The 21,219-nt window shown below is 66.4% G+C and carries 24 protein-coding genes; 4 read left to right on the top strand and 20 right to left on the bottom strand.

Annotated elements, in window-relative coordinates; all coding sequences use genetic code 11:
- Positions 1-19 precede the first annotated feature (19 nt).
- The 15 genes from NY08_RS21025 to dacB all read right to left on the bottom strand — a co-directional run bounded on the left by NY08_RS21025 (position 20) and on the right by dacB (position 14,986).
- Positions 20-820 carry a type III pantothenate kinase gene (locus NY08_RS21025; RefSeq protein WP_045198590.1) on the bottom strand — a complete coding sequence of 267 codons (801 nt, stop codon included), beginning with the start codon at positions 818-820 and terminating at the stop codon, positions 20-22.
- A 4-nt stretch (positions 821-824) separates the two neighbouring features.
- Positions 825-1,256 (bottom strand): aspartate 1-decarboxylase, encoded by a 432-nt coding sequence (panD, locus tag NY08_RS21020; protein ID WP_032395164.1) that lies wholly within the window; start codon positions 1,254-1,256, stop codon positions 825-827.
- Positions 1,257-1,265: 9 nt separating this feature from the next.
- Complete coding sequence (gene panC, locus NY08_RS21015) at positions 1,266-2,204, bottom strand: pantoate--beta-alanine ligase (protein ID WP_045198588.1); 939 nt, start codon at positions 2,202-2,204, stop codon at positions 1,266-1,268.
- Complete coding sequence (locus tag NY08_RS21010) at positions 2,201-3,115, bottom strand: Rossmann-like and DUF2520 domain-containing protein (protein ID WP_032395166.1); 915 nt, start codon at positions 3,113-3,115, stop codon at positions 2,201-2,203. Before NY08_RS21010 ends, panC begins: the two co-directional genes overlap by 4 nt.
- 113 nt (positions 3,116-3,228) lie before the next feature.
- Entirely contained in the window at positions 3,229-4,593 is a 1,365-nt protein-coding gene (locus NY08_RS21005) for a DUF6779 domain-containing protein (protein ID WP_045200892.1), read from the bottom strand.
- A gap of 90 nt (positions 4,594-4,683) precedes the next feature.
- Positions 4,684-5,154: a DUF3180 domain-containing protein gene (locus NY08_RS21000; RefSeq protein ID WP_094628620.1), complete on the bottom strand. Its 471-nt coding sequence runs from the start codon at positions 5,152-5,154 to the stop codon at positions 4,684-4,686.
- Positions 5,151-5,693 (bottom strand): 2-amino-4-hydroxy-6-hydroxymethyldihydropteridine diphosphokinase, encoded by a 543-nt coding sequence (gene folK / locus NY08_RS20995; protein ID WP_045198585.1) that lies wholly within the window; start codon positions 5,691-5,693, stop codon positions 5,151-5,153. The genes NY08_RS21000 and folK overlap by 4 nt, the downstream gene beginning before the upstream one ends.
- Positions 5,690-6,094, bottom strand: coding sequence for a dihydroneopterin aldolase (folB, locus tag NY08_RS20990; protein ID WP_045198583.1), 405 nt, complete (start codon positions 6,092-6,094; stop codon positions 5,690-5,692). Before folB ends, folK begins: the two co-directional genes overlap by 4 nt.
- Positions 6,091-6,939, bottom strand: coding sequence for a dihydropteroate synthase (gene folP / locus NY08_RS20985; protein ID WP_176459166.1), 849 nt, complete (start codon positions 6,937-6,939; stop codon positions 6,091-6,093). Before folP ends, folB begins: the two co-directional genes overlap by 4 nt.
- 19 nt (positions 6,940-6,958) lie before the next feature.
- Complete coding sequence (folE, locus tag NY08_RS20980; RefSeq protein ID WP_032395534.1) at positions 6,959-7,558, bottom strand: GTP cyclohydrolase I FolE; 600 nt, start codon at positions 7,556-7,558, stop codon at positions 6,959-6,961.
- Between the two features lie 218 nt (positions 7,559-7,776).
- Positions 7,777-10,686 carry an ATP-dependent zinc metalloprotease FtsH gene (gene ftsH, locus NY08_RS20975; RefSeq protein WP_045198581.1) on the bottom strand — a complete coding sequence of 970 codons (2,910 nt, stop codon included), beginning with the start codon at positions 10,684-10,686 and terminating at the stop codon, positions 7,777-7,779.
- 289 nt (positions 10,687-10,975) lie between these two features.
- On the bottom strand, positions 10,976-11,527 hold the full coding sequence (gene hpt / locus NY08_RS20970) for a hypoxanthine phosphoribosyltransferase (protein WP_032395535.1): 552 nt from the start codon (positions 11,525-11,527) through the stop codon (positions 10,976-10,978).
- A gap of 11 nt (positions 11,528-11,538) precedes the next feature.
- Positions 11,539-12,501, bottom strand: coding sequence for a tRNA lysidine(34) synthetase TilS (tilS, locus tag NY08_RS20965; RefSeq protein ID WP_045198579.1), 963 nt, complete (start codon positions 12,499-12,501; stop codon positions 11,539-11,541).
- Entirely contained in the window at positions 12,501-13,592 is a 1,092-nt protein-coding gene (locus tag NY08_RS20960; protein WP_442970765.1) for a zinc-dependent metalloprotease, read from the bottom strand. The genes tilS and NY08_RS20960 overlap by 1 nt, the downstream gene beginning before the upstream one ends.
- Positions 13,583-14,986 (bottom strand): D-alanyl-D-alanine carboxypeptidase/D-alanyl-D-alanine endopeptidase, encoded by a 1,404-nt coding sequence (gene dacB / locus NY08_RS20955; protein ID WP_045198576.1) that lies wholly within the window; start codon positions 14,984-14,986, stop codon positions 13,583-13,585. Before dacB ends, NY08_RS20960 begins: the two co-directional genes overlap by 10 nt.
- A gap of 144 nt (positions 14,987-15,130) precedes the next feature.
- Between dacB and NY08_RS20950 the strand changes: the two genes are divergently transcribed.
- The gene (locus tag NY08_RS20950) at positions 15,131-15,622 is read left to right on the top strand and encodes an inorganic diphosphatase (protein WP_032395172.1); all 492 of its coding nucleotides are present in this window, start codon (positions 15,131-15,133) and stop codon (positions 15,620-15,622) included.
- A 63-nt stretch (positions 15,623-15,685) separates the two neighbouring features.
- Positions 15,686-16,135: a PAS domain-containing protein gene (locus NY08_RS20945; protein ID WP_032395173.1), complete on the top strand. Its 450-nt coding sequence runs from the start codon at positions 15,686-15,688 to the stop codon at positions 16,133-16,135.
- A gap of 48 nt (positions 16,136-16,183) precedes the next feature.
- On the opposite strand, the gene NY08_RS20940 is transcribed toward NY08_RS20945, so the two are convergent.
- The 3 genes from NY08_RS20940 to NY08_RS20930 form a co-directional block, all read right to left on the bottom strand.
- Positions 16,184-17,200 (bottom strand): GGDEF domain-containing protein, encoded by a 1,017-nt coding sequence (locus NY08_RS20940; RefSeq protein WP_235386984.1) that lies wholly within the window; start codon positions 17,198-17,200, stop codon positions 16,184-16,186.
- Between the two features lie 139 nt (positions 17,201-17,339).
- Entirely contained in the window at positions 17,340-17,804 is a 465-nt protein-coding gene (locus NY08_RS20935; protein WP_032395175.1) for a MarR family winged helix-turn-helix transcriptional regulator, read from the bottom strand.
- A gap of 1 nt (position 17,805) precedes the next feature.
- Entirely contained in the window at positions 17,806-18,633 is an 828-nt protein-coding gene (locus tag NY08_RS20930; RefSeq protein WP_045198571.1) for a crotonase/enoyl-CoA hydratase family protein, read from the bottom strand.
- Between the two features lie 119 nt (positions 18,634-18,752).
- Between NY08_RS20930 and NY08_RS20925 the strand changes: the two genes are divergently transcribed.
- A complete protein-coding gene (locus NY08_RS20925) occupies positions 18,753-19,250 on the top strand; it encodes a 2-oxo-4-hydroxy-4-carboxy-5-ureidoimidazoline decarboxylase (protein ID WP_045198569.1) in 498 nt (165 codons plus the stop codon).
- Positions 19,251-19,263: 13 nt separating this feature from the next.
- Here the strand turns inward: NY08_RS20925 and NY08_RS20920 are convergent, their stop codons facing one another.
- Both NY08_RS20920 and NY08_RS20915 read right to left on the bottom strand, forming a co-directional pair.
- Entirely contained in the window at positions 19,264-19,488 is a 225-nt protein-coding gene (locus tag NY08_RS20920; protein ID WP_045198567.1) for a DUF6480 family protein, read from the bottom strand.
- Between the two features lie 28 nt (positions 19,489-19,516).
- Positions 19,517-20,161: a TetR/AcrR family transcriptional regulator gene (locus NY08_RS20915; RefSeq protein ID WP_176459165.1), complete on the bottom strand. Its 645-nt coding sequence runs from the start codon at positions 20,159-20,161 to the stop codon at positions 19,517-19,519.
- A 52-nt stretch (positions 20,162-20,213) separates the two neighbouring features.
- On the opposite strand from NY08_RS20915, the gene NY08_RS20910 reads away from it, so the two are divergent.
- Entirely contained in the window at positions 20,214-21,218 is a 1,005-nt protein-coding gene (locus NY08_RS20910) for a membrane protein (protein ID WP_045198565.1), read from the top strand.
- Position 21,219: the final 1 nt, after the last annotated feature.

The raw sequence follows: 21,219 nt of genomic DNA, 5'->3' as shown, positions 1-21,219 counted from the left end.
CGCACGATGCGCCAGCCGTTCAGCGGGGGCGTCGTTTGGCCATGTTGCGTTCGTAGACCAGACGCAGCCCCTCGAGGGTCAGGTCGGGTTCGTGGTGCTCGATGGTCGTCGACTCGGGCAAGATCAACGCTGCGATGTCTCCGGTACCGATGATGGCGACGTCCGCGCCCGTCACCTCGGGAACCTCTCGTCGAATTCGCCCGACGAGGCCGTCGACCAGACCGGCGAACCCGAAGATGGTGCCCGACTGGATGCACTCCACGGTGTTCTTGCCCAGTACCGAACGGGGCCGGATCATCTCCACCTCACGCAGCGTGGCCGTGCGAGTGGACATGGCCGACGCGGACATCTCCAGCCCGGGAGCGATGGCACCGCCGAGAAATTCCCCCTTGGCCGAGACGACGTCGACGCAGGTGGTGGTTCCGAAATCCACCACGATGCACGCCGTTCCGTACAGGTCGTGTGCGGCAAGGGTATTGACGATGCGATCGGCACCGACCTCCTTGGGATTGTCGACCAGCAACGGCACGCCGGTCCGCACGCCGGGTTCGACCATCACGTGCACCACGTGATCCCAGTAGCGCGCGAGCATCGTCCGCATCTCCCGAAGCACCGACGGAACGGTCGACAGTGCGGTGACTCCGGTGATCTGGTCCGCGTCCTCACCCAGCAGGCCGCGCAGCATCAGTGCCAGTTCATCGGCCGTCACATGAGGGTCGGTGCGAATGCGCCAGTCCCGCAGTAGCTTCGAATGATCACCGGTGCCGGTGAACAGGCCGACCACGGTACTGGTGTTGCGTACATCGATCGCGAGGAGCATCGAATCAGACCAGCACGGAATCGGCCCGCAGATCGCGCGGTGTGATCAGACCCGAGCCCGCGGGCGCATGAGCCGGATCGCTTCCCAGCTCGACGGGCCGGTTCTTCTCGTCGACGAACACCACCCTCGGCGCGTAGTCGGCCACCTCCTGCTCGTTCATCACGCCGTAGGCGATCAGGATCACCAGGTCACCCGGATCGACCAGATGCGCTGCAGCGCCGTTGATCCCGATGACACCGCTGCCGCGCTCACCGGTGATCACGTACGTTTCGAGCCGCGCACCGTTGTCGATGTCGACGATGGTGACCTGTTCGCCTTCGAGCAGGTCGGCTGCCTCCATCAGATCCTGATCGACGGTCACCGAGCCCACGTAGTGCAGATCGGCGTGCGTGACGGTGGCGCGATGGATCTTGGACTTCATCATTGTTCGAAACATGTTGTGCCCTCAGCTTTTCGGATCGTCGGGACTAATTTTTTCTGGTCGTTCCGCAGGCTCCACTCCTGCCTCCAGAAAACCGGTGCCGACTGCGACACCGACATTGTCGATCAATCTCGTGGTGCCGACCTTGGCCGCCACGAGCAGTCTGCCGTCCCCACGTTCGGGAGCCGGACCGAGATGCGGGTCGCGCACCTCCAGGTAGTCGACCTGCACCAGCGGAGCCTCGTCCAGAACGGCACGCGCAGTGGCGATGATGGCCTCGACTCCCCCGGCCGCGGCGTGCGCCCCGGCGACCAGCGCGGCCGACAGCGCCATCGCGGCGTCACGCTGCTCGGGGTCGAGGTAGCGATTACGCGAGGACAGCGCAAGACCGTCCTGCTCGCGAACCGTCGGGACCCCGATGACGGCGACGTCGAAGTTCAGATCGCGCACCATCTGCCGGATCAATGTCAGTTGCTGGTAGTCCTTCTCGCCGAAGTACGCGCGATGCGGAGCCGCGATCTGCAGCAGCTTGGCCACCACGGTGAGCATTCCGGCGAAATGCGTTGGCCTGCTCGAGCCTTCGAGCTCTGCGCCGAGCGGTCCGGGATTGACGGTGGTGCGCGGACCCGACGGATACATGTCCGACGCCGACGGCGCGAAGACCAGTTCGACGCCCTCCTCACGCAGCAACGCGACATCGGCGTCGAGGGTGCGCGGGTAGGCCTCGAGGTCCTCACCCACACCGAACTGCAGCGGGTTGACGAAGATCGACACGATCACCACCGCACCGGTGAGCTTGGCCTGCCGCACCAACTGCACGTGCCCGGCGTGCAGCGCGCCCATGGTCGGAACCAGAGCGACCTGCTTCCCGACGCCGCGAAGTGCTTTCGACACCGACGTGATCACCGCAGGATCGTGGTGAACCGTCAACTGCCCCTTGGTGTAGCTGCCCGCGAGGGTCATCGATTGCCTTCCAGAAGTTCGATCAGGTCTGCCTTGGCACCGATCCGCTGCGCCGATCGCAAGGACAGCGCGCGGTATCCGGCTGCGATCCTCGAATCCACGGATTCGAGTACGTCGAGATGCTTGCCGACGGCCGCGGTATCGCCGCGGGCCACCGGCCCGGTGAGCGCCGACTGTCCGTTGCGCAGGGCATTGTCCAGCGCAGCTTCGAGCAGTGGAGCCAGAACACGCTCGGGCACACCGCGTTCGGAATCCGAACCGGGAAAACCCGGTCCGGCCAATGCAACTCGGAGCGCTTCGACCGCGTCGACCACAAGCGTGACGAGGTGATTGCTGCCGTGCGCGAGCGCGGCGTGGTAGAGCGGCCGATTGTTCTCGGGCACGTGCACCGGCTCGCCGCCGATCTCGAGCACCAGGGCCTGCGCCACCGCGTAGCCGATCTCGTCGCCTGCGGTGATGCCGAAGCACGCCGCCGTCATCCGGTCGGTGTCCTCGACTCCGCCGCTGAACGTCATGGCCGGGTGGATCGCCAACGGCACGGCACCGAGAGCGGACAGCGGCTCGAGTACCGAGATCCCGTTCGCGCCGGAGGTATGCACCACCAACTTTCCCGGTGCCACCGCTCCGGTGGACGCCAGGCCCGCCACGATCGATGCCAACTCGCTGTCCGGTACCGCCAGGATCAGCAGTTCGGCGCGCCGAGCAACCTCGTCGACGGGCAGCACCTGGGACTCGGGGAGCCGCTCACGCACCCGCGTGATGGACGCGTCCGACACGGCAGCGGCACCGACGACCACGTGCCCGACGCGTTCGAGCGCCTCACCGAATGCGGTACCGACCCGTCCCGCCGAGACGACACCTACCGTCAAGCGAGCCGGAGACAGACCACCAGTGAACCCGGATGAGGTCACCGAAAATTTCCTCTCGTTCGTTCCAGTCCCGCTCTGCGGGTACCGGACGTCCTGCACGGAACAATAGCGACCGCGCCCCTCGCGGGCCATGGAAGAACTGTGTGATCTGGTTCTCAGTCTGCGCGACGGCGACGGCGGCGTGTGCCCGGGTCGGTCGTGGCCGCATCTCCGGACCCTCCGCCTTGCAGTCCGGCCATGATCTCGGCGACGGATCGACCGTTCGAGTGTGCGCCCGACGCATCCTCGTCGTCGGTCGACTCCGCGCGCCTACGACCGCGTCGGGGCGAGACGGACGTGTCCTCAACCGATGTCCGGTAGTCGTGGTCGGCCGCGAAGAACGCGTCCGCCGATTCACGCAGCGAGGCGCGAGACTCAGAGAGGGCGTCGCCGTTCCGGTCCGCGGCGGGCTCGTTCTCGGATTGCACGTTCGGCTCCGCGGAGAACGGATCCGCAGCATAGGACTCCGTGGAATACGAGTCTGTCGAGTACGAGTCCGCGGAGAACGAACCCGTGGAGTACGAACCGACCGAATCGACCTCCGTGTGTTCGGTCTCGGCTGTGGCCTGCGGCTCTGGCTCCGCCTCGGGTTCCGGCTCGGCCGCAGGTCGACGCGTCTGCTCGAAGTCGTATGCGGTGAAAGGGGAGCTGGGCGGCGTCACGCGCCCCGCCGGTCTCGGTGCACCGTAGGGACGGGCCTGTGCTGCAGGTCGCTCGTACGGGTCCGCGTCCGTGTCGGAGGCGTCCGTGTCGTGACTCGTCTCCTCGAACGAATCCTCGGCGTACGAATCCTGGGCCGATTCGGCAGTCGACGATGCCGCTGCGGACGCCGTGGCCTGCGGCATTTCGTCCGGATCCTCGGGGTACACCACCGACGTCTCGGCTGTGACCGGCTCGTCGTAGGGAGTTCCGACTCCGTTGAGGCCGGTTCCCGGTGCCATCGAACCGTTGCCGCGACCGGGGACGTACAGGCCGGACGGCGCAGGTTGGTAGCTGTCGTACCCGCGTCCGCCGAGTTCTTGCATCCTCATCGCTTCGGCACGCAGTGCGACACGTTCGGTGGGCAGATTGCCGTCGAAGAGCACCTGCAGGTTCTGGCGGAGGGCAGCGAGTTCGTTGCGCAGTGCTGCGACCTCGTCGATCTCGAGCTGCGATTCGCTGCGAACCCTGGCTTCGACGTTCATCTCGTACTCGCGTCGCGCCGAGATCTCCCGAGCCAACTGCAACTCGTAGACCGTCTGCAGATCCTTGGCCTTGATCTGATCGGCGGCCGCCTCGCGCCGGTATTTGGTCATCGCGAACGCACCGATCACCGCAGCCCACAGCGCCGAAAGGACACCGACTCTCATCCACTGCACGCTCTCGGTGAAGAGCATCAACACACTGGCGATGATGCCGAACACGACGAGCGCCGCGAGGAACAGCTGGCTCGCACTACGCCTCTTACGGCGTCCCTTCTTTGCGCGAGTCTGATCTGTCATGTTCACAAGGGTAACTGGCAAATCGTTCGCAAATAGTCATCCTCGACCGATCACTTACACAACCGAGGTAACAATCAAATGTTTCGAGCGTTACCGAGAACGCTCGTCGTCACGGTCTTCCGGGGTACGGCAGCACTGTTCGAGCCACACCGCGGCAGCGACGACGGCCAGTCCCGCCACGAGCGCGACGACGGCTCCGGCCCTGTCCGACGACGCTGCCCGCACCGTCGCCGCACGCGGTATCACGTACACCAGAAACCCGACGCACACTCCGACGACAGCGGTCCCCACCAGCATCGATGCCTTGGCCAACACCAACGCCCTGAACACAGTCAACGGGTGCAGATCGTGCAGACCGCTGCCCACCCGATGCTCGGCGATGCGGTTGCGAACGATCACCGCGGTGACCACTTGCACCACCGCGACCAGATACAACGACGCCCCGGCGTACACCGGAATCGGAGGCAACGAGCCGTAGAAGACCCGAACCAGCAACCACGTGCCTATCGAGGCGACCAGGAAAAGACCCAGCACATCCCAGACCTTGGTGGGATTGGTCACCACGACCCATCACCGACGCCTTCGTGCTCTTTTGGTCGTTCCTGCAGGCTCCACTCCTGCTGGACAACTCCCGCACGCTCCTCCGGACTCAGTCGCGCGAGCAATTCGGTCACCGGCACATCGTCGTCGCCGACGCGCAGGGTGGCGTCCGGTTCGACGTCCAGCCACGGCAGCAGGACGAACGCCCGCTCGTGCGCGCGCGGGTGCGGAAGGATCAGACGAGGGTCCTCGCTGATCAGGTTCTCGCACACCACCACGTCGACGTCGAGGCTCCGCGGCCCCCACCGCTGGACTCGAACGCGATCGGCCGCCTCCTCGAGGCGCTGCCCGAAGCGCAACCAATCCCAGGCGTCGAACGCTTCGTCCTCGGCCACCACGACGGCATTGAGGAAATCCTGCTGCTCCACGCCGCCCCAGGGAGCGGAGCGATAGACCGACGAGCAGGCCACCAACCGTGGACCCAATTCGGTTGCGACAGAACGCAAGTGGGCCAGCGAATCACCGACGTTGCTGCCGATGGACAGCACCGCCCGGGTCACGACCGCTCCCGGTACGCCACCACGGCAACGTCCCCGAACGTCAACGGGATGGGTGCCGACGGCTTGTGCAGCACCACTTCCACCGCGTCGACGCGTGAGTCGTACGCCAGCACGACCTCGGCGATCTCGGCCGAGACCGTCTCGATCAGATCCCTCGACGGGCCCGCGACGACAGCCGCGGCGTGCTCGGCCAGTTCTCCGTAGTGCAGGGTTCGCGTCAGGTCGTCGGTCTCGGCCGCGGGCCGCAGGTCCATCCAGACGGTGATGTCGACGACGAAGTCCTGCCCGTCTCGCTTCTCGAAGTCGAAGACGCCGTGATTGCCGCGCACCGTCAGGCCACGCAGTTCGATGCGGTCGCCGCGACGCGTCCCGGTGCCGACGCGGCTGCTGATCTCGCTCATGCCCGATCACCCTGCCATGCCCGTACGACCGCCACCGCGTCGAGTGACGCTCGAACGTCGTGCACGCGCACACCCCACGCTCCCCCGGCGACGGCGAGCGCCGACACCACGGCCGTGGCGACCTCTCGCCCGTCCGGCGGTCGCGGAGAACCGTCGTCGTCCGCCAGCAGTGATCCGAGGAATCGCTTCCTGGAGGCACCGACGAGAACCGGGAAGCCGGCCGACACCAGATCGGGGAGGCCACGGAGCAGTTGCCAGTTGTGCTCGGCGTTCTTGGCGAAGCCGAGGCCCGGGTCGAGCACGAGCATCGCGGTGTCCACTCCTGCGGCCACTGCGTGGTCGACCTGTTCGAGCAGTTCACTGCGGACGTCGGCGACCACGTCGTGGTACCGATCGGCCGGACCGGCGTGCCGGTATTCGGATCCGGCGGCTCGCCAGTGCATCAGGATCCACGGCAATCCGCCGTCCGCAACCACCCCGGCCATGGCCGGATCCGCCCGACCGCCCGAGACGTCGTTGACGATCGATACCCCGGCCTCGATCGCGGCCTCGGCGACCGAGGCACGCATCGTGTCGACGCTGGTGGCCACCCCTGCTTCGGCGAGCGCAGCGATGACCGGTACGACACGCTGCGCCTCGAGTGTCGGATCGATCCGGTCTGCTCCGGGCCGCGTCGACTCACCACCGACGTCGACTATGTCGACGCCGCGACGATGCATCGCCAACCCGTGTTCGACGGCAGCGTCGACGTCGAGGTATCGACCGCCGTCGGAGAACGAATCGGCAGTGACGTTGAGTACACCCATGACGACGGGTGCCGGGGGGATACTTCGCGCCGGGCTCATCGGGAATCGACCGGACGCGTCATTTCCGCAGAATCAGGTCCAGAGCTTCCGAACGCGACGCCGCGCTGGACTGCAACAGACCCCGCACCGCGGAGGTGGTGGTACTGGCACCCGGCTTGCGAATCCCGCGCATGGCCATGCACAGGTGCTCGGCCTCGATCACGACGATCGCACCGCGCGGGTCGAGCTTGCGCATCAACGCGTCGGCGATCTGGCTGGTCAGACGCTCCTGCACCTGCGGGCGCTTGGCGTACATGTCCACCACGCGCGCCAGCTTCGACAGGCCGGTGACCTTGCCGCTCTTGCCAGGGATGTAACCGACGTGTGCAACGCCATGGAACGAGACCAGGTGATGCTCGCACGTGGAGAACATGGGGATGTCGCGGACGAGAACCAGTTCCTGGTGCCCCTCGTCGAACGTCGTGTTCAGCGCAGTGTCCGGGTCGGTGTAGAGCCCGGCGAAAATTTCGCGGTAGGAACGCGCGACGCGGGCAGGGGTGTCGAGCAGACCTGGACGGTCGGGATCCTCGCCGACGGCGATCAACAGCTCCCGCACGGCGGCCTCGGCGCGAGGCTGGTCGAAGACCGCGCCGGTGGCGTAGGCCACTGTCTCTTCCACTGCCCTCTGCTGCGCTGCTGGGACTTCTGCCGAGTCGATTGCCGACTCGTCGGTCCGGTTGACTGACACGAGAACGTACCTCCGGTTGGGCTCCGCGAATGTGACAGCTGGGCCGAACTGCACCTGTTCTTCACGAGCAGCTGCGTCGACCTTCAGCACGGTTCGAACGACGGACTGGGCCGACCGAAAGGGTCGACCCAGCCAGCCTAATGATGGACCTAGCGGTACGAACCGCCCGGCCCTTCCCAGCGTTGCGTCCTCGGACCTTCGTCGCCGTCGTCCTCGGCTCGCTCGTCTCGCCGCGCGTCCTCGGACGGGCTGCTCGCGGAACGATCGTCTCCGGGCAGCGGATAGCTCTGCGACGGAGTCGGAACCTCCCAGGTGGGAGGCGACGCCTCGGCCGGTGCAGCATCGTTCTGGTTCTGGCCGTACGGGGGCTCGTGCCGAGAGGTACGACCCTGTTCCCGTGCGTCCGGCCGGAACGGATCCGGCTGATACTGCGGCTGCTGATATTCCGTTGGTTGATTCGAAGGCGGTTGATTCGACGGTGCAGCGGTCGGCGGTTGATACGCCTGTGGCTGCTGATAGGTGGGGTGCTGCCGGTACGCCGGTGGCTGTCCCTGCGGCGGCTCGTACCGATTCTGGTCCGGTCGATCCGATTCCGACTGCTCGCGGTTCGGTTGGTTCGCAGCAGGCGGCGTGGTCGGTCCCTGGTAACGGGGAACCGCGGACTGCTCACGCGGAGGCCATCCCGGAGCCGACCATCCGGCCGGGGCACCGTAATCGGGACGCGAGCCCTGGCTCGGGCCACTCGGGCGCGGGTCCTGCCTGCGATAGCCCTCGGAGTATCCGCCCCCGTTGGGAGCTCCTCCGTTGACCGGGCCGCCGTAACCTCCGTTGGGCCCGCCGTTGTAGCCGCCGCCGTTGAAGCCGCCGGTTACCGGGGCGCTGCGTCGCTCACCGGTGTTCGGCGCATCGACGTCGCCGGTGTTCGGCGATCCGTTGACCGGGCCACCGTTGGTCGGAGCGCCGTTCGACGGGGCACCGTTGGTGGGTGCGCCGTTGGTCGGAGACCCGTTGTATCCGTTGCTTCCGTTCGGGTAGCCACCCTTGCTCAGCTGCGGCGAACCGGCGTAGCTGGGCTGCGGAAACTGTTGCGGCGGAAGCTGCTTCGGGGCCGGCGGCACCGGAGGCCACGGCTCGCCGCGCTCGGCGGCGAGTTCGCGAGGAGTCTTGACCGGTGGCTTGTCCGAGGGCTTGCGATCACCGAAGTCGTTGAACAGCGTGATGCGCGGACGCTTGGTGACGCTGTGGAAGATCTTCTCGAGGTCCTTGCGGGTGAGCGTCTCGCGTTCGAGCAGCTCCGAGGCAAGGGTGTCGAGCAGGTCGCGGTACTCGTTGAGGATGGCCCACGCCTCGGTGTGCGCCGCCTCGATGAGCTTGCGCACCTCCTCGTCGATCTCGCGGGCGACCTCGTGCGAGAAGTCGGACTGCTGACCCATCGACCGGCCGAGGAACGGGTCACCCTGTTCCTGTCCGTAGCGAACGGCTCCGAGCTTGCTGCTCATGCCGTACTCGGTGACCATCGCACGAGCGATCTTGGTGGCCTGGTCGATATCCGAGGACGCACCGGTGGTCGGCTCGTGGAAGACGAGCTCCTCGGCCGCGCGGCCACCCATGGCCATGACGAGGCGAGCGATCATCTCCGACCGCGTCATCAGGCCCTTGTCGTCCTCGGGCACCGTCATCGCGTGACCGCCGGTGCGACCGCGAGCGAGGATGGTGACCTTGTAGACGGGCTCGATGTCGGGCATCGCCCACGCCGCGAGAGTGTGACCACCCTCGTGGTACGCGGTGATCTTGCGTTCGTGCTCGCTGATGATGCGGCTCTTGCGGCGCGGGCCACCGACGACGCGGTCCACCGACTCCTCGAGGGATGCCTCGGTGATGACGGTGCCGTTCTCGCGGGCGGTGAGCAGTGCCGCTTCGTTGATGACGTTCGCCAGGTCGGCACCGGACATTCCGACGGTTCGCTTGGCGAGACCTTCGAGGTCGGCGTCCTGCGCAACGGGCTTGCCCGCGGAGTGCACCTTCAGGATCGCCCGACGGCCGGCCAGGTCGGGGGCACCGACCGGGATCTGCCGATCGAAGCGGCCCGGACGCAACAGCGCGGGGTCGAGGATGTCGGGGCGGTTGGTGGCGGCGATGAGGATGACGCCGGTGCGCTCACCGAAGCCGTCCATCTCGACGAGGAGCTGGTTGAGCGTCTGTTCGCGCTCGTCGTGACCGCCGCCCATGCCTGCGCCGCGCTGACGACCGACGGCGTCGATCTCGTCGACGAAGATGATGCAGGGGCTGTTCTGCTTGGCCTGCTCGAACAGGTCGCGCACGCGGGACGCGCCGACACCGACGAACATCTCGACGAAGTCCGAGCCGGAGATGGTGAAGAACGGCACGCCTGCCTCGCCCGCGACGGCGCGCGCGAGCAGCGTCTTGCCGGTTCCGGGAGGGCCGTACAGCAGTACGCCGCGCGGAATCTTGGCACCGAGGGCCTGGTAGCGAGACGGGTTCTGCAGGAAATCCTTGATCTCGTAGAGCTCTTCGACTGCCTCGTCCGCGCCCGCGACGTCGGCGAACGTGGTCTTGGGCATGTCCTTCGTCAGCTGCTTGGCCTTGGACTTGCCGAAGCCCATGACGCCACCGCGTCCGCCACCCTGCATGCGGCTCATCACGAAGATGATCACGCCGAGGATCAGCACCATCGGCAGGATCAACAGCAGGAACGAGCTGAACCAGCTCTCCTGGGTGACGGTGGTGTTGTAGCTGGTCAACCCCTGGGAGTCGACCTTGTCGAAGATCTGCTCGGACGCCGAGTCCGGGTACTTCGCAATGATCTGAGTTTCGTTGCCCGAGGCCTCGTTGGCCTCTTTGAGAGTCAGCCGAATCTGTTGCTCACGGTCGTCGATCTGCGCGGACTCGACATTGCGGTCGTCGAGCTGGGCGATCGCCACCGAGGTGTCGACCGTCTTCCAATCCCGCGTGTCGTTACCGAAGTAGCTGAAGGCATAGATCACCAACAGAATGCCGAAAACGATGGCAAGATTTCGTATTACTGTCTTCCGATTCATACAGCTTCAGCCGAGTCGGCCGTGTCCTTTCAGTCCGCTCCAGCGCGCTGGCTGCTCCCTGCCCGCCGGATACTCCAGGCTAGCGCGAGACTCGGACATCTGACTCGCTCTTACCTGGCGCTGTGCGTCCACGCACCTGTTTGCGTCGACGCTCCTTCCCCTCCAACGACTGCACTCCCCCGGCAGTTCCCCACCTGATGGGCACCTTATCCGCATCGATGGACCATTGCATGCGTCTCCGCGCGGCAATGGTCCATTCACGCGGGCGGGGCGGACCGAAGGAACGAACTCAGCTGTAGACCTTGGGATCGAGTAGGCCGATGTACGGCAGATCCCGGTAGCGCTCGTTGTAGTCGAGGCCGTAGCCGACGACGAATTCGTTGGGGATATCGAAGCCCACGTTCGCGACCTCAACGTCGACCTTGATGGCGTCGGGCTTGCGCAGCAACGTCACCACCGACAACGAGGCAGGCGAGCGGGTCGCGAGGTTGCGCTTGAGCCAGCTCAGCGTCAGACCGGAGTCGATGATGTCCTCGACGATCAGCACGTGGCGTCCGGTGATGTCGCGGTCGAGGTCCTTGAGAATCCGGACGACGCCCGACGACGAGGTGGACGACCCGTAGGAGCTGACCGCCATGAACTCGAGCTGCGCCGGGATGGGCAGGGCCCTGGCGAAGTCGGTCATGAACATGATCGCGCCCTTGAGGACGCCGACCAGGAGCAGGTCACCTTCCGGCGAGCCTTCGGGATACCGCTGGGCGATCTCTTCTGCGAGTTCCGCAGTGCGTGCTTTGATCTGTTCCTCGGAAATGAGAACCGATTCGATGTCGCCCTCGTACACGGGGTTTCCCTTCATTCGTTCTCCAGGCCGACGCTCAGCCTGCCATGCCGACGCGAGCACACCAACCTGGCGTCGGACGTTCCTCCTGGCAGCGCGACTCCGCCCTGACCCGTCCACCGTCCGACGAGGGCATCGACGGCCCGGATCTGCCGGTCGGTCAGCGACGTCACACCTCGGCCGAGCAACCATCGGCGCAGCACCCGCCTGCGAACGGCGGGAGCGAGCGGGTCGAGTGCAGCGACCTCGAGGTCCGGCGCATCGGTATCGACGACGGACTCGGCCATCGCGTCGAGGACCCGGCCGTCCTCGCGCAACTGCTCGGCAGTCCGCGCGAGTGCGGCGGCGACACCACCGCCGAGCACATCCTCGAGCAGGGGCAGCACCTCGTGACGCAACCGAACCCGAGTGAAGTCGGTGTCGATGTTGTGCGGATCCTCGAACGGCTCGATCCCCAGCTCGACGCAGGCAGCCCGGGTCACGCTGCGCCTCACTCCGAGCAGCGGCCGGCCCCACGGCGCATCGAATGCCGCCATCCCGGCGATCGACCGCGGTCCCGATCCGCGCCCCAACCCGAGCAGCACCGTTTCGGCCTGATCGTCGAGGGTGTGCGCCACCAGCACCGACGCGTCGCCGCGGGCTTGGTTCAACGCGTCGTACCTGGCTCGGCGGGCGGCTGCTTCCATCCCTCCCGAGCCGCTCACCTGCACCGTCAGAACCCGCGCGTCGGCGACACCGAACTCGAGAGCGTGCGCCGCCGCAGTCGAGGCCACCTGCGCGGAGCCGGCCTGCAGACCGTGATCGACGATCAACGCGAGCACACCCGGAGCCTCCGCCACGGTCGCTGCGGTCAACGCCAACGAATCCGCTCCACCGGACAACGCGACGGCGACAGGACCGGGGTGGGCGGCGAGCCACGCGCGCACCGCATGCCTGACCTCGAGCAGCGCGGGGCCTTCGGGTAGCCGCGTGGGCATCAGCCCAGAACTCGGGCGATCCAGGCGTCGGGGTCCTCGATCTCCGACAGCAACGGCAGGGTGTCGGGCCCGGTCCACACGGTGTTGAAGCGTTCCATCCCCACCGTGGCGACGACGTGATCGACGAACGCCTTGCCGCGCACGTACTGCGCCATTTTCGCGTCCATGCCGAGCAGTGCCCGGACGACGCGTTGCAGCGGGTTCACCTTGCGTTGCCTGCGCTGATCGAACGCACCACGGATCCGCGTCACGGTCGGCACGACGGCCGGTCCGACGGCGTCCATCACGTGGTCGGCGTGGCCTTCGAGCAGGGTGCCCAGCACCAGGAGTCGGTCGATGGCGTCGCGCTGGGGCTGCGGTTGGGTGGCGCGCAGGAGTCCGACGATGCCTGCGTCCTCGGACCTGGTGGACCCGCTCGGATTCTTGCGGGCCTTCAGCGCACCGGTCAGCCGGTTGGCGACATCTGTCAGCGGCTCGTCGGTGCCGTCGGAGAGCACCCCGACGTTCTCGCGCATGTAGCCGCCGAGCCACGGCGCGGAGGAGAACTGCACTCGGTGCGTCACCTCGTGCAGGCACACCCACAACCGGAAGTCGCTCGGCGACACACGCAGCGCCCGCTCGACGGCAATCACGTTGGGCGCGACCAGAAGCAGCGTTCCGTTCTCGCCGGTGAAGGGGTCGTACTGTCCGAGAATGGCGCTGGACAGGAAGGCCAGCATCGCTCCGGCCTGCAGTCCGGCCGGCTTTCCGCCGAGCAGACCGGACGGCGGCGTACCGTCGTCGTCTCCGGTCAGGTGCTTCATCGACGACGCGGCCGCGGCGATCCAGCCTGCGCGGTCGACCACCTGGGCGTCGGGCACTGGGAGGCCGTCGGCCAGGCCGGTGGTCTCGCGAACCGGCCCCTCGGCCCGAATCGATGCGGCGGCAAGCTCTTCCACGGCCGCATCGGCGGTGTAGCGCGAAGTGGCCGGACCCGGGCGGGCCAGCTTCGCTCCGGTCTTCGCCGCCACCGACCAGTCGACGGCACCGGCGAAACCGGACGTGGATTCGCCGTCTTCGGCCTTCGTTGCTGCGTCCGTGTTCACTGGCAACCACACAATCTCAGGGTCGATGCGACGGCATCGAGGGCGGGGCGACTGACGTCGGGCGGCCGGTCGTTGGACATCAGCGCGAAGGTCAGGATGCGGCCGTCGACGTCGACGACGTATCCCGCCAAAGCGCTTGCAGCAGAGAGCGTTCCGGTCTTGGCGCGAACCCAGCCCGCTCCGGTTCGATCCCCCGAGGCGTACCGATCCGTCAGGGTTCCGGTCGCGCCGGCGACAGGAAGATAATCGAGCATCGGACGCAGTGCAGGCTGCTCGGTTCCCGCTGCCGACGTCAACACCTGATCGAGCAGCCTGGCCGGAATCTTGCCGTCGACCGACAGTCCGCTGGCGTCCTCGAGCGTGAGCCCGGCCATGTCGAAGCCTGCCGAGTACAGGGTCTGCCCGATCGACGCCACTGCTCCGGAAAAGCTTGCCGCCGTGTTCATTTCGAGAGAGATTTCGCGTCCTACGGCCTCGGCGAGGACATTGTCGGAGCGATAGATCATCTGCTGCAATCGGTTCCGCAGCGGCGCGGATTCGACGGATGCGATCTGATCGGCCCCGTCGATGGCCTTGCCGATCGTCACCGCTGCCGGGTCGACGCCCAGCCCAGCAGCCAGTGCGCGGCCTGCGTCCAGCGCCGGGGTTGTGCTGCGCGGCGACTCGTCGACGAGTGGGTCCGATCGTCCGCCGTCGAGCATGATCGGTTCGATCGGTGTGATGGAACCGGCGGCGATATCGGCGGGGAACCAGCCCTGCGCCATCGTGTCACCGGAATAGACGGAGGTGTCGACGCCGATGCTGCGCACCACCGTTCCGCTGCGCCGAATCTGCTCCACCAGGTCGTCGATGCGCGCCGCTCCCGGATAGAACCCGTCCGTTCCGACCGGAAGCGCGGTGAGTGTGGGGTCGCCGCCCGCGATCAGCACGATGTTGCCCTCGCCGTTGCCCTGGACCACGCGAGTGGTGACGCGGTGATCGGCCGGGAGCGCGAGCATCGCCGCGGCAGCGGTGAGGACCTTGGTGGTCGAGGCAGGCGTCATCGGAGTGTCGGGGTTCTGGGACCAGAGCACCTGACCGGTCCGTGCGTCGGCGACGGTGCCGGTGAACGTGCCGAGGGCGGGATCGTCGACCACCTGGGCCAGCGCAGCTGCCAGAGCTGCCGAGTTCGGCACCGGTGCCGATTCCGGGAACGGGGTGATCGCAGGGTCGGGCAGCACCGTCTCGGGTGGGGGCTCGATCGCGGTCTCCGCTCCGTCGGACACCGACGGCAACACGAGGGCGGCGGTCGTCGCGGCGAGGATCACGACGAACAGCGCACACAGCGTCAGGATCACGCGCTTCTTCCTGCGCCGTCGGCCCGCTGTGGGGCCGAGGAACCGTCGTGTCAGCCCCGCCACTGTTCCTCCGTATCTGCCGTGGTCGTACCCACGATCGTTCAGTCAACAGTATCCTCGGGTCCGGTAGCCTTGCGCCGCCACCATCGACACATTCGCAACGGTTCGGGCCCGGTCGGGCCCGAACGAAGACAGTGAGGACTGCACGTGCCGTTCGACGTCACCATCGAGATCCCCAAGGGGCAGCGCAACAAGTACGAGGTCGACCACGTCACCGGACGTGTTCGACTCGATCGCTACCTCTACACCGCGATGGCGTATCCAGCCGATTACGGCTTCATCGAGAACACGCTCGGCGAGGACGGCGATCCGCTCGACGCACTGGTTCTGCTGCCCGAGTCGGTGTTCCCCGGCGTCATCGTCGAAGCCCGTCCCGTAGCGATGTTCAAGATGGTCGACGAGGCCGGCGGCGACGACAAGGTGCTGTGCGTTCCCGCAGGCGACACTCGTTGGGACCACATCCAGGATCTGAGCGACGTCTCGACGTTCGAGCTCGATGCGATCAAGCATTTCTTCGTCCATTACAAGGATCTCGAACCCAACAAGCACGTCACCGGGGCAGACTGGGTGGGCCGCGCAGAGGCAGAGGCCGAAATCGCTGCATCATTCAAGCGCTTGGCGGACAATCCGGAGCACTGATCGTTTCGGCATCACACACCTCGCCCTCGGCCGAACGCCGACGAAACTAGTTTGGGGAAACGCATGACCGACAGCACTTCCAACGGTGATCGGCGCAATCTCGATTCGCGACCGATCTCGGATCCGACGCAGTTTCCCGATCTGCCGGTCACGGTCGTCCTCGACCGAATTCCGGTGCCGATCCTTGCAGTCGATCCCACCGGTGCCATCGTGTTCGCGAACGAGGCCTTCGACGATCTGTTCGGCCTGGACCGCACCGAGCGGGAGGACTTCCACCTGCACGACATCTTCCCCGACCGGGCACCGGAGGGCGTCAATGTCGCGGACATGTTCCTCACCACGGTGGCCACCCGCGCGGATTCTCTGTGGCGGATGACCGACAAGACCGGCGATATCGTGCAGGTCCGCGCCAGCAAGTCGATTCTGCGCCGCACCGAGGACACCATCGTGCTCGTCGCGTTGGAGGACTTCACCGATCAGCTGTGGAACGACCCCAAGAGCGCCTTGCGCTGACGGAAGTCACACGTTCTTCCCCGAACGACGACGGTGTACGCCGGCGGATCATTCGCCGGCATACACCGTCGCTCTGTTTCCGCCCGCGTGCTTGGACTCGTACATCGCGGCGTCCGCGTCGAGCAGAACGTTGTGCAGCAGGTCCTCGCCGTCACCCGACTCTGCTGCGTCCGACCAGCGGCTGCCGTTGATCATCGCCACACCGACGCTGACCGTCACCGGTACGTCGTCGAGCGAATCGTGGACGGATTCGCGGATCTCGTCGGCAATCGAGTGCGCCGCAGCTTCCGTGACCGGCAGCGCGATGGTGAATTCCTCACCTCCGGTGCGGGCCACACACGGCCGCGCCCCCGTGGCGCTCTTCAATCTACGAGCCGTGCGGCGCAGCACGCGGTCGCCCACTGCATGGCCGTAGGTGTCGTTGACCTGTTTGAACTGATCGAGATCGACCACCATCAACGCCACCGAACGATCCGCGTCGAGCGAGGCCATCATGCGTTCGAACCGCAGTTCCAGGCCGCGCCTGTTGAGCAGGCCGGTCAGTGAGTCGGTGTTGGCGAGATCGAGTTGATGCTGAATCACGGCGCGAAACACCAGCACCGAATTGACCACCAGCAGCGTCGCGAGGGTCCTGGCGGCGGTCGACGCCAGATCGTGAGCGTCCTCCGCCAGCGCCAGCGCCGCCAGAATTACGACCGTCACATTGACGAACAGCATGTGGAATCCGAGCACTCGCCGCCGGGCGAAGTAGACGATGTAGATGCCGATCACCGCGAACAGGGCCGCCCCGTTCAGAGCCAGGTCGCGGCCGGCGAAGGTGAGCAACATCGCTGCGACGCCCACGTCGGCGTACACCACGAACCACCCGGGCATGTGCGACGCATCCAGCGAACGCCGAAGCCACCACGCTCCCACCGGGACGGTCGAGATCAGCACCAGCAGACAGACGACCTTCGCGGTCGTGCACGCGGGACCGTCGTCGGAGAACATCGCGATGGCCCCGATCAGACCGAACGAGGGAACCAAGGCGGCGATCCCGAGCGCGACGCGACGTTCGAGCCTCACCGAACCTACTCGCGGTCCGCTCGCCCGACCGTGCGGCGGTCGATCGCGATCCATTGGCACCGCGCCCCCTCCGTCCGAACCGGTTGTCCCGACTCGTCGCGCACCTCTACGAAACGATCCCTTGTCGACTGTCGGCGGCTCAGACGCTACCTGCGCGTCGGGCCGGAAGGTCCGGTCTCATTTCTTCGTAATCGGTCAAGAAACGATCCAGCAAAGCGACCAGTGACGCCCGGTCCTCGCGATCCCACCCCTCGATCACCCGACCGAGAGATTCGGTACGGCGTTGCTGAATTGCCGCGGCCACGTCCCGCCCGGACTGCGTCACGGCGAGAACGAAGGCCCTTCCGTCTCTCTCGTCGGGCACACGCTCGACGTGCCCCCGTTCGACCAGTTGAGCCACCTGCCTGCTCACCGTCGACGGATCCGAGTTCACCATCGTGGCCAGCTCACTGGATCTCATCGGCCCGTCGCGCAGCAGGCGGAACAAGCATACGTAAGCAGCCCCGTCGACACCGCCCGAAGACGAGATCTGGGCGATGTTCCGCTCGCGCAAGCGTTGCAGCCGAACCAGCTGCGTGCCCAGTTCCTCGGCGAACTCGACCACGTCAGTTACCGGTGAACTGCGCCGGTCGCTTCTCGAACACCGAGGTGATCGCCTCGGTGAGATCGTGCGAGGCGAGGAAGGCGGCGTTCCAGGCCGCGACGTAGCGAAGCGAGTCGTCGACGCTGGAAGATCGGGAATGGTCGAGCACGGTCTTGATGCCCTGCACCACCAGAGGCGGATTCGCGGCGATGGCGGCGGCGCAGTCACGAGCAGCGGCCAGGGTGGTGTCGTGGTCCTCGAACACGTCGTTGACCAGGCCGATCTTCTCGGCGCGCGCGGCATCGATGTCCTTGCCCGTCAGAGCGAGCTCACGCATGTGGCCATCGCCGATGATCGCGGGCAGTCGGGCCAACGACCCCATGTCCGCGACGATCGCGACCCGGACCTCGCGCACGCTGAACTTTGCGTCGGCGCTCGCGTACCGCACGTCCGCGGCGGTGATGAGGTCGACGCCGCCGCCGATGCACCAGCCCTGAACCGCCGCGACGACGGGTTTGCGGCAGTCGGCAACCGCGTTGATGGCCTTCTGCATCGTCTTGATGGTGTCGTGGAACGACGTCCGGGGACCGGCCAACGCCTTGTCGGCCATCAGCGGACCGAATGTTCCTGCCATCGCGGCGAGGTCGAGTCCGTAGGTGAAGTTCTTACCGGAGCCCGCGAGCACGACAGCCCGGACCTCGGGATCGGCGTCGAGCTGCGCGAACAGCTCGGGGCTTTCGCTCCAGAAGTCGGGGCCCATGGCGTTGCCCTTGCCCGGTCCGAGAAGTGTCACGTTCGCGATGTGGTCCGCGATCTCCACGGAGAAGGCGTTCCAGGTTCGTTCCGTCATGCCTGCGAGCCTAGCGGCAGCGTCGCACATTGCTGCACCGCATGTTACGGCGCGTAACGTCTGCGCTAAGTCCCTGCTCAGCTCTGGTACATGCATCGAATCGCGCCCATCATCGACTCATGTTGATGCATCAGGGACTGGGCCTGGAGACGTTCAACGATCTGCCGCGCCGCAAGGCGGTCCATGCGCTGTACGAGTGCTGCTGCTCGGTGGCGTGGGCGTCCAGGGTGGCCGACGGCCGCAGGTACCGCTCACGGGCTGACCTGTTCGCCGTAGCCGACGCGGAACTGACCGAACTCTCGGACGGGGATGTGGATTCGCTCGCCGCGACGCTGCCGGAGCCGAGCAAGGTGTGCGCGGCCATGGACACCGACACTCGCGGTGCACTGGGAACTGCGGCCAGGGCGTACGAGGACCGGTTCGGTTACCCGTACGCGTCCAGCCGGTTGTTCGAGCCCGAGGGCTTCGAGCCGCGAGACATCCTGGTCGATCTGGGCCATCGCCTCGACAACGACGATCAGACCGAGCGCAAGATCATGCGCGACGAGCTGGCGAAGATCAACCACACCAGATTGGATCGCTTGCTGGGGCCCGAAGGCGGTTGGCCCCAGTACTGAGCTCGGTCGGGGATCAGCCGAACAAACCGACGACGCGACCGATCAGTCCACCGGCGATCAGGATCGCCAGCAATGCCACGACGCAGATGACGACGATGGGCATCACCCGGCTGCGCTGCGGCGGCTCGTGATTCGGACCGCCGATTCCGGTTTCGGCGAGCGGGGTGTCTCCTGGCGTGACGCCGCCTCCCGCTTCGAGTCCTGTGGTGACGTCGGGGTCTGGATTCTGGGCATTCATCTTCTGCGGTTACCCGGTGCGGTCTCGCTCAATCGAGATGTGTCCTGGCTATCGCTCCCGCGAACAGTTCCGACACCGCGTCGGCGATGACTCCCTCGTCGATCTCCTCCGGATCCACCGAATGTTCGACGGCCAATCCGGAGATCAATGCCGCCAGTGACGTCGCGAGGCGTCGCGCATCGAAGTTCTTGCCGACTCCCCACCGCCCTGCGTGCTCGGCGATGAGGCGTTCGAGCTCCCCGCGCAGCGCGCGACGGTCGGTGCGGTAGCGCTCGGCGACGGCAGGGTCGCGTCCGGCGAGGATGCCGAATTCGACGGTCAGCAGGGGCCACCGGGGTTCGGCCACCACCCAGGACGCTATTTCGCCGCCGCCCGCTCCTGCCGCTGCACCGGAGTCCAGATCGGATACGTGGGCCAGTACGCGGGCGGCGAGGTCGAGGGAACGGCGGGCGAGCAGTTCGGCGAACAGCGCTTGCTTGGACTCGAAATTGGAGTAGACGGCTCCCTTGGTGAAGCCGGCTCTGTCGGCGATATCGGTGAGTTTCGCTGCGGCATAGCCACGTTCGGTGAATTCGTCGGCTGCCGCGGCGAGCAGTCGGTCCCGAACGTCGGTGCGTTGGGGTCGTCGCCGATCCTGTGTCGGCCCCCACTTTTCTTGCTCCTCCGCATTCACGATACCTAGAGTATTGAATACCTCGGGTATCGACAAGATTCAGGAGTCACCCATGCGCAAGATGTCACTGCTCGCTGCCGCGGTGCTGGTACTTCAGCTCGGCTTCATCCTCAGCTACGTCTCGGCCTTCCATCAGCCGACGCCGCACGCGATCCCCATCGCGGTGGTGACCGAGCCCGGCCTCCCCGAGGGACTGGACCAACAGACCGCCGACCGCCTCGACGCCATCGACGGCACCCCGCTCGCGGCACGCACCGCAGCCGATACCGCAGAGGTCCGTTCACTGCTCCGCGACCGCGACATTCTCGGGGCGTACGTCCTCGGTGCCGACGGAACGGACACCCTCATCACCGCGAGCGCGGCAGGCAGTTCCGTGGCCACCGCCCTCGAATCGATCTTCACCGAGGTCGAGGCCTCGCAGGGTCGCCAGTTCGTGGTCCGCGACGAGATTCCGGTGGGAGTACACGACAACCGGGGGCTGTCCGGCTTCTACCTCTCGGTCGGCTGGGTCGTCGGCGGCTACCTGCTGGCGGCAGCATTCGGACTGCTGATCGGGGCACCACAGTCGCGTCGCGAAACCTTTTCGCACGTCGGAATTCTCGCTGCCTACGCCGTCACCTCGGGCGCACTCGGCGCCTTTCTCACCACCCATGTCCTGGAAACGTTTGCCGGCCATTGGTTTCCGCTCGCGCTACTGGGCACCGCCGTGGTCTTCGCCACCGGCCTGTTCACCATGGGCCTGCGCGCACTGATCGGGGTCGCCGCGGTTCCGGCCGCGATCGTACTGTTCGTGATTCTCGGAAACCCAAGCGCGGGAGGCGCTTTCGGGGCAGACGTCCTGCCCTCGCTCTACGCTTCCATCGGTCGGTGGATCACCCCGGGCATCGGCACCGAGGGCGTGCGCAGCATCGTGTACTTCTCCGGCACCGGACTGGGGCAACCCGCACTCGCACTTGCTCTGTACATCGTGATCGGCACGCTGCTGATGGGCGCGGCAGCACTGCGTCGCCGGTCCGCACACAACCCGGTGGCCGCACGCGCGACCAGTAAAGTGTGAT

Origin of the sequence: Rhodococcus sp. B7740 (assembly GCF_000954115.1) — a bacterium.
Classification (GTDB): Bacteria; Actinomycetota; Actinomycetes; order Mycobacteriales; family Mycobacteriaceae; genus Rhodococcoides.
Note: the sequence above shows the minus strand (reverse complement) of the source record. Positions and strands in the feature narration are given on the sequence as shown.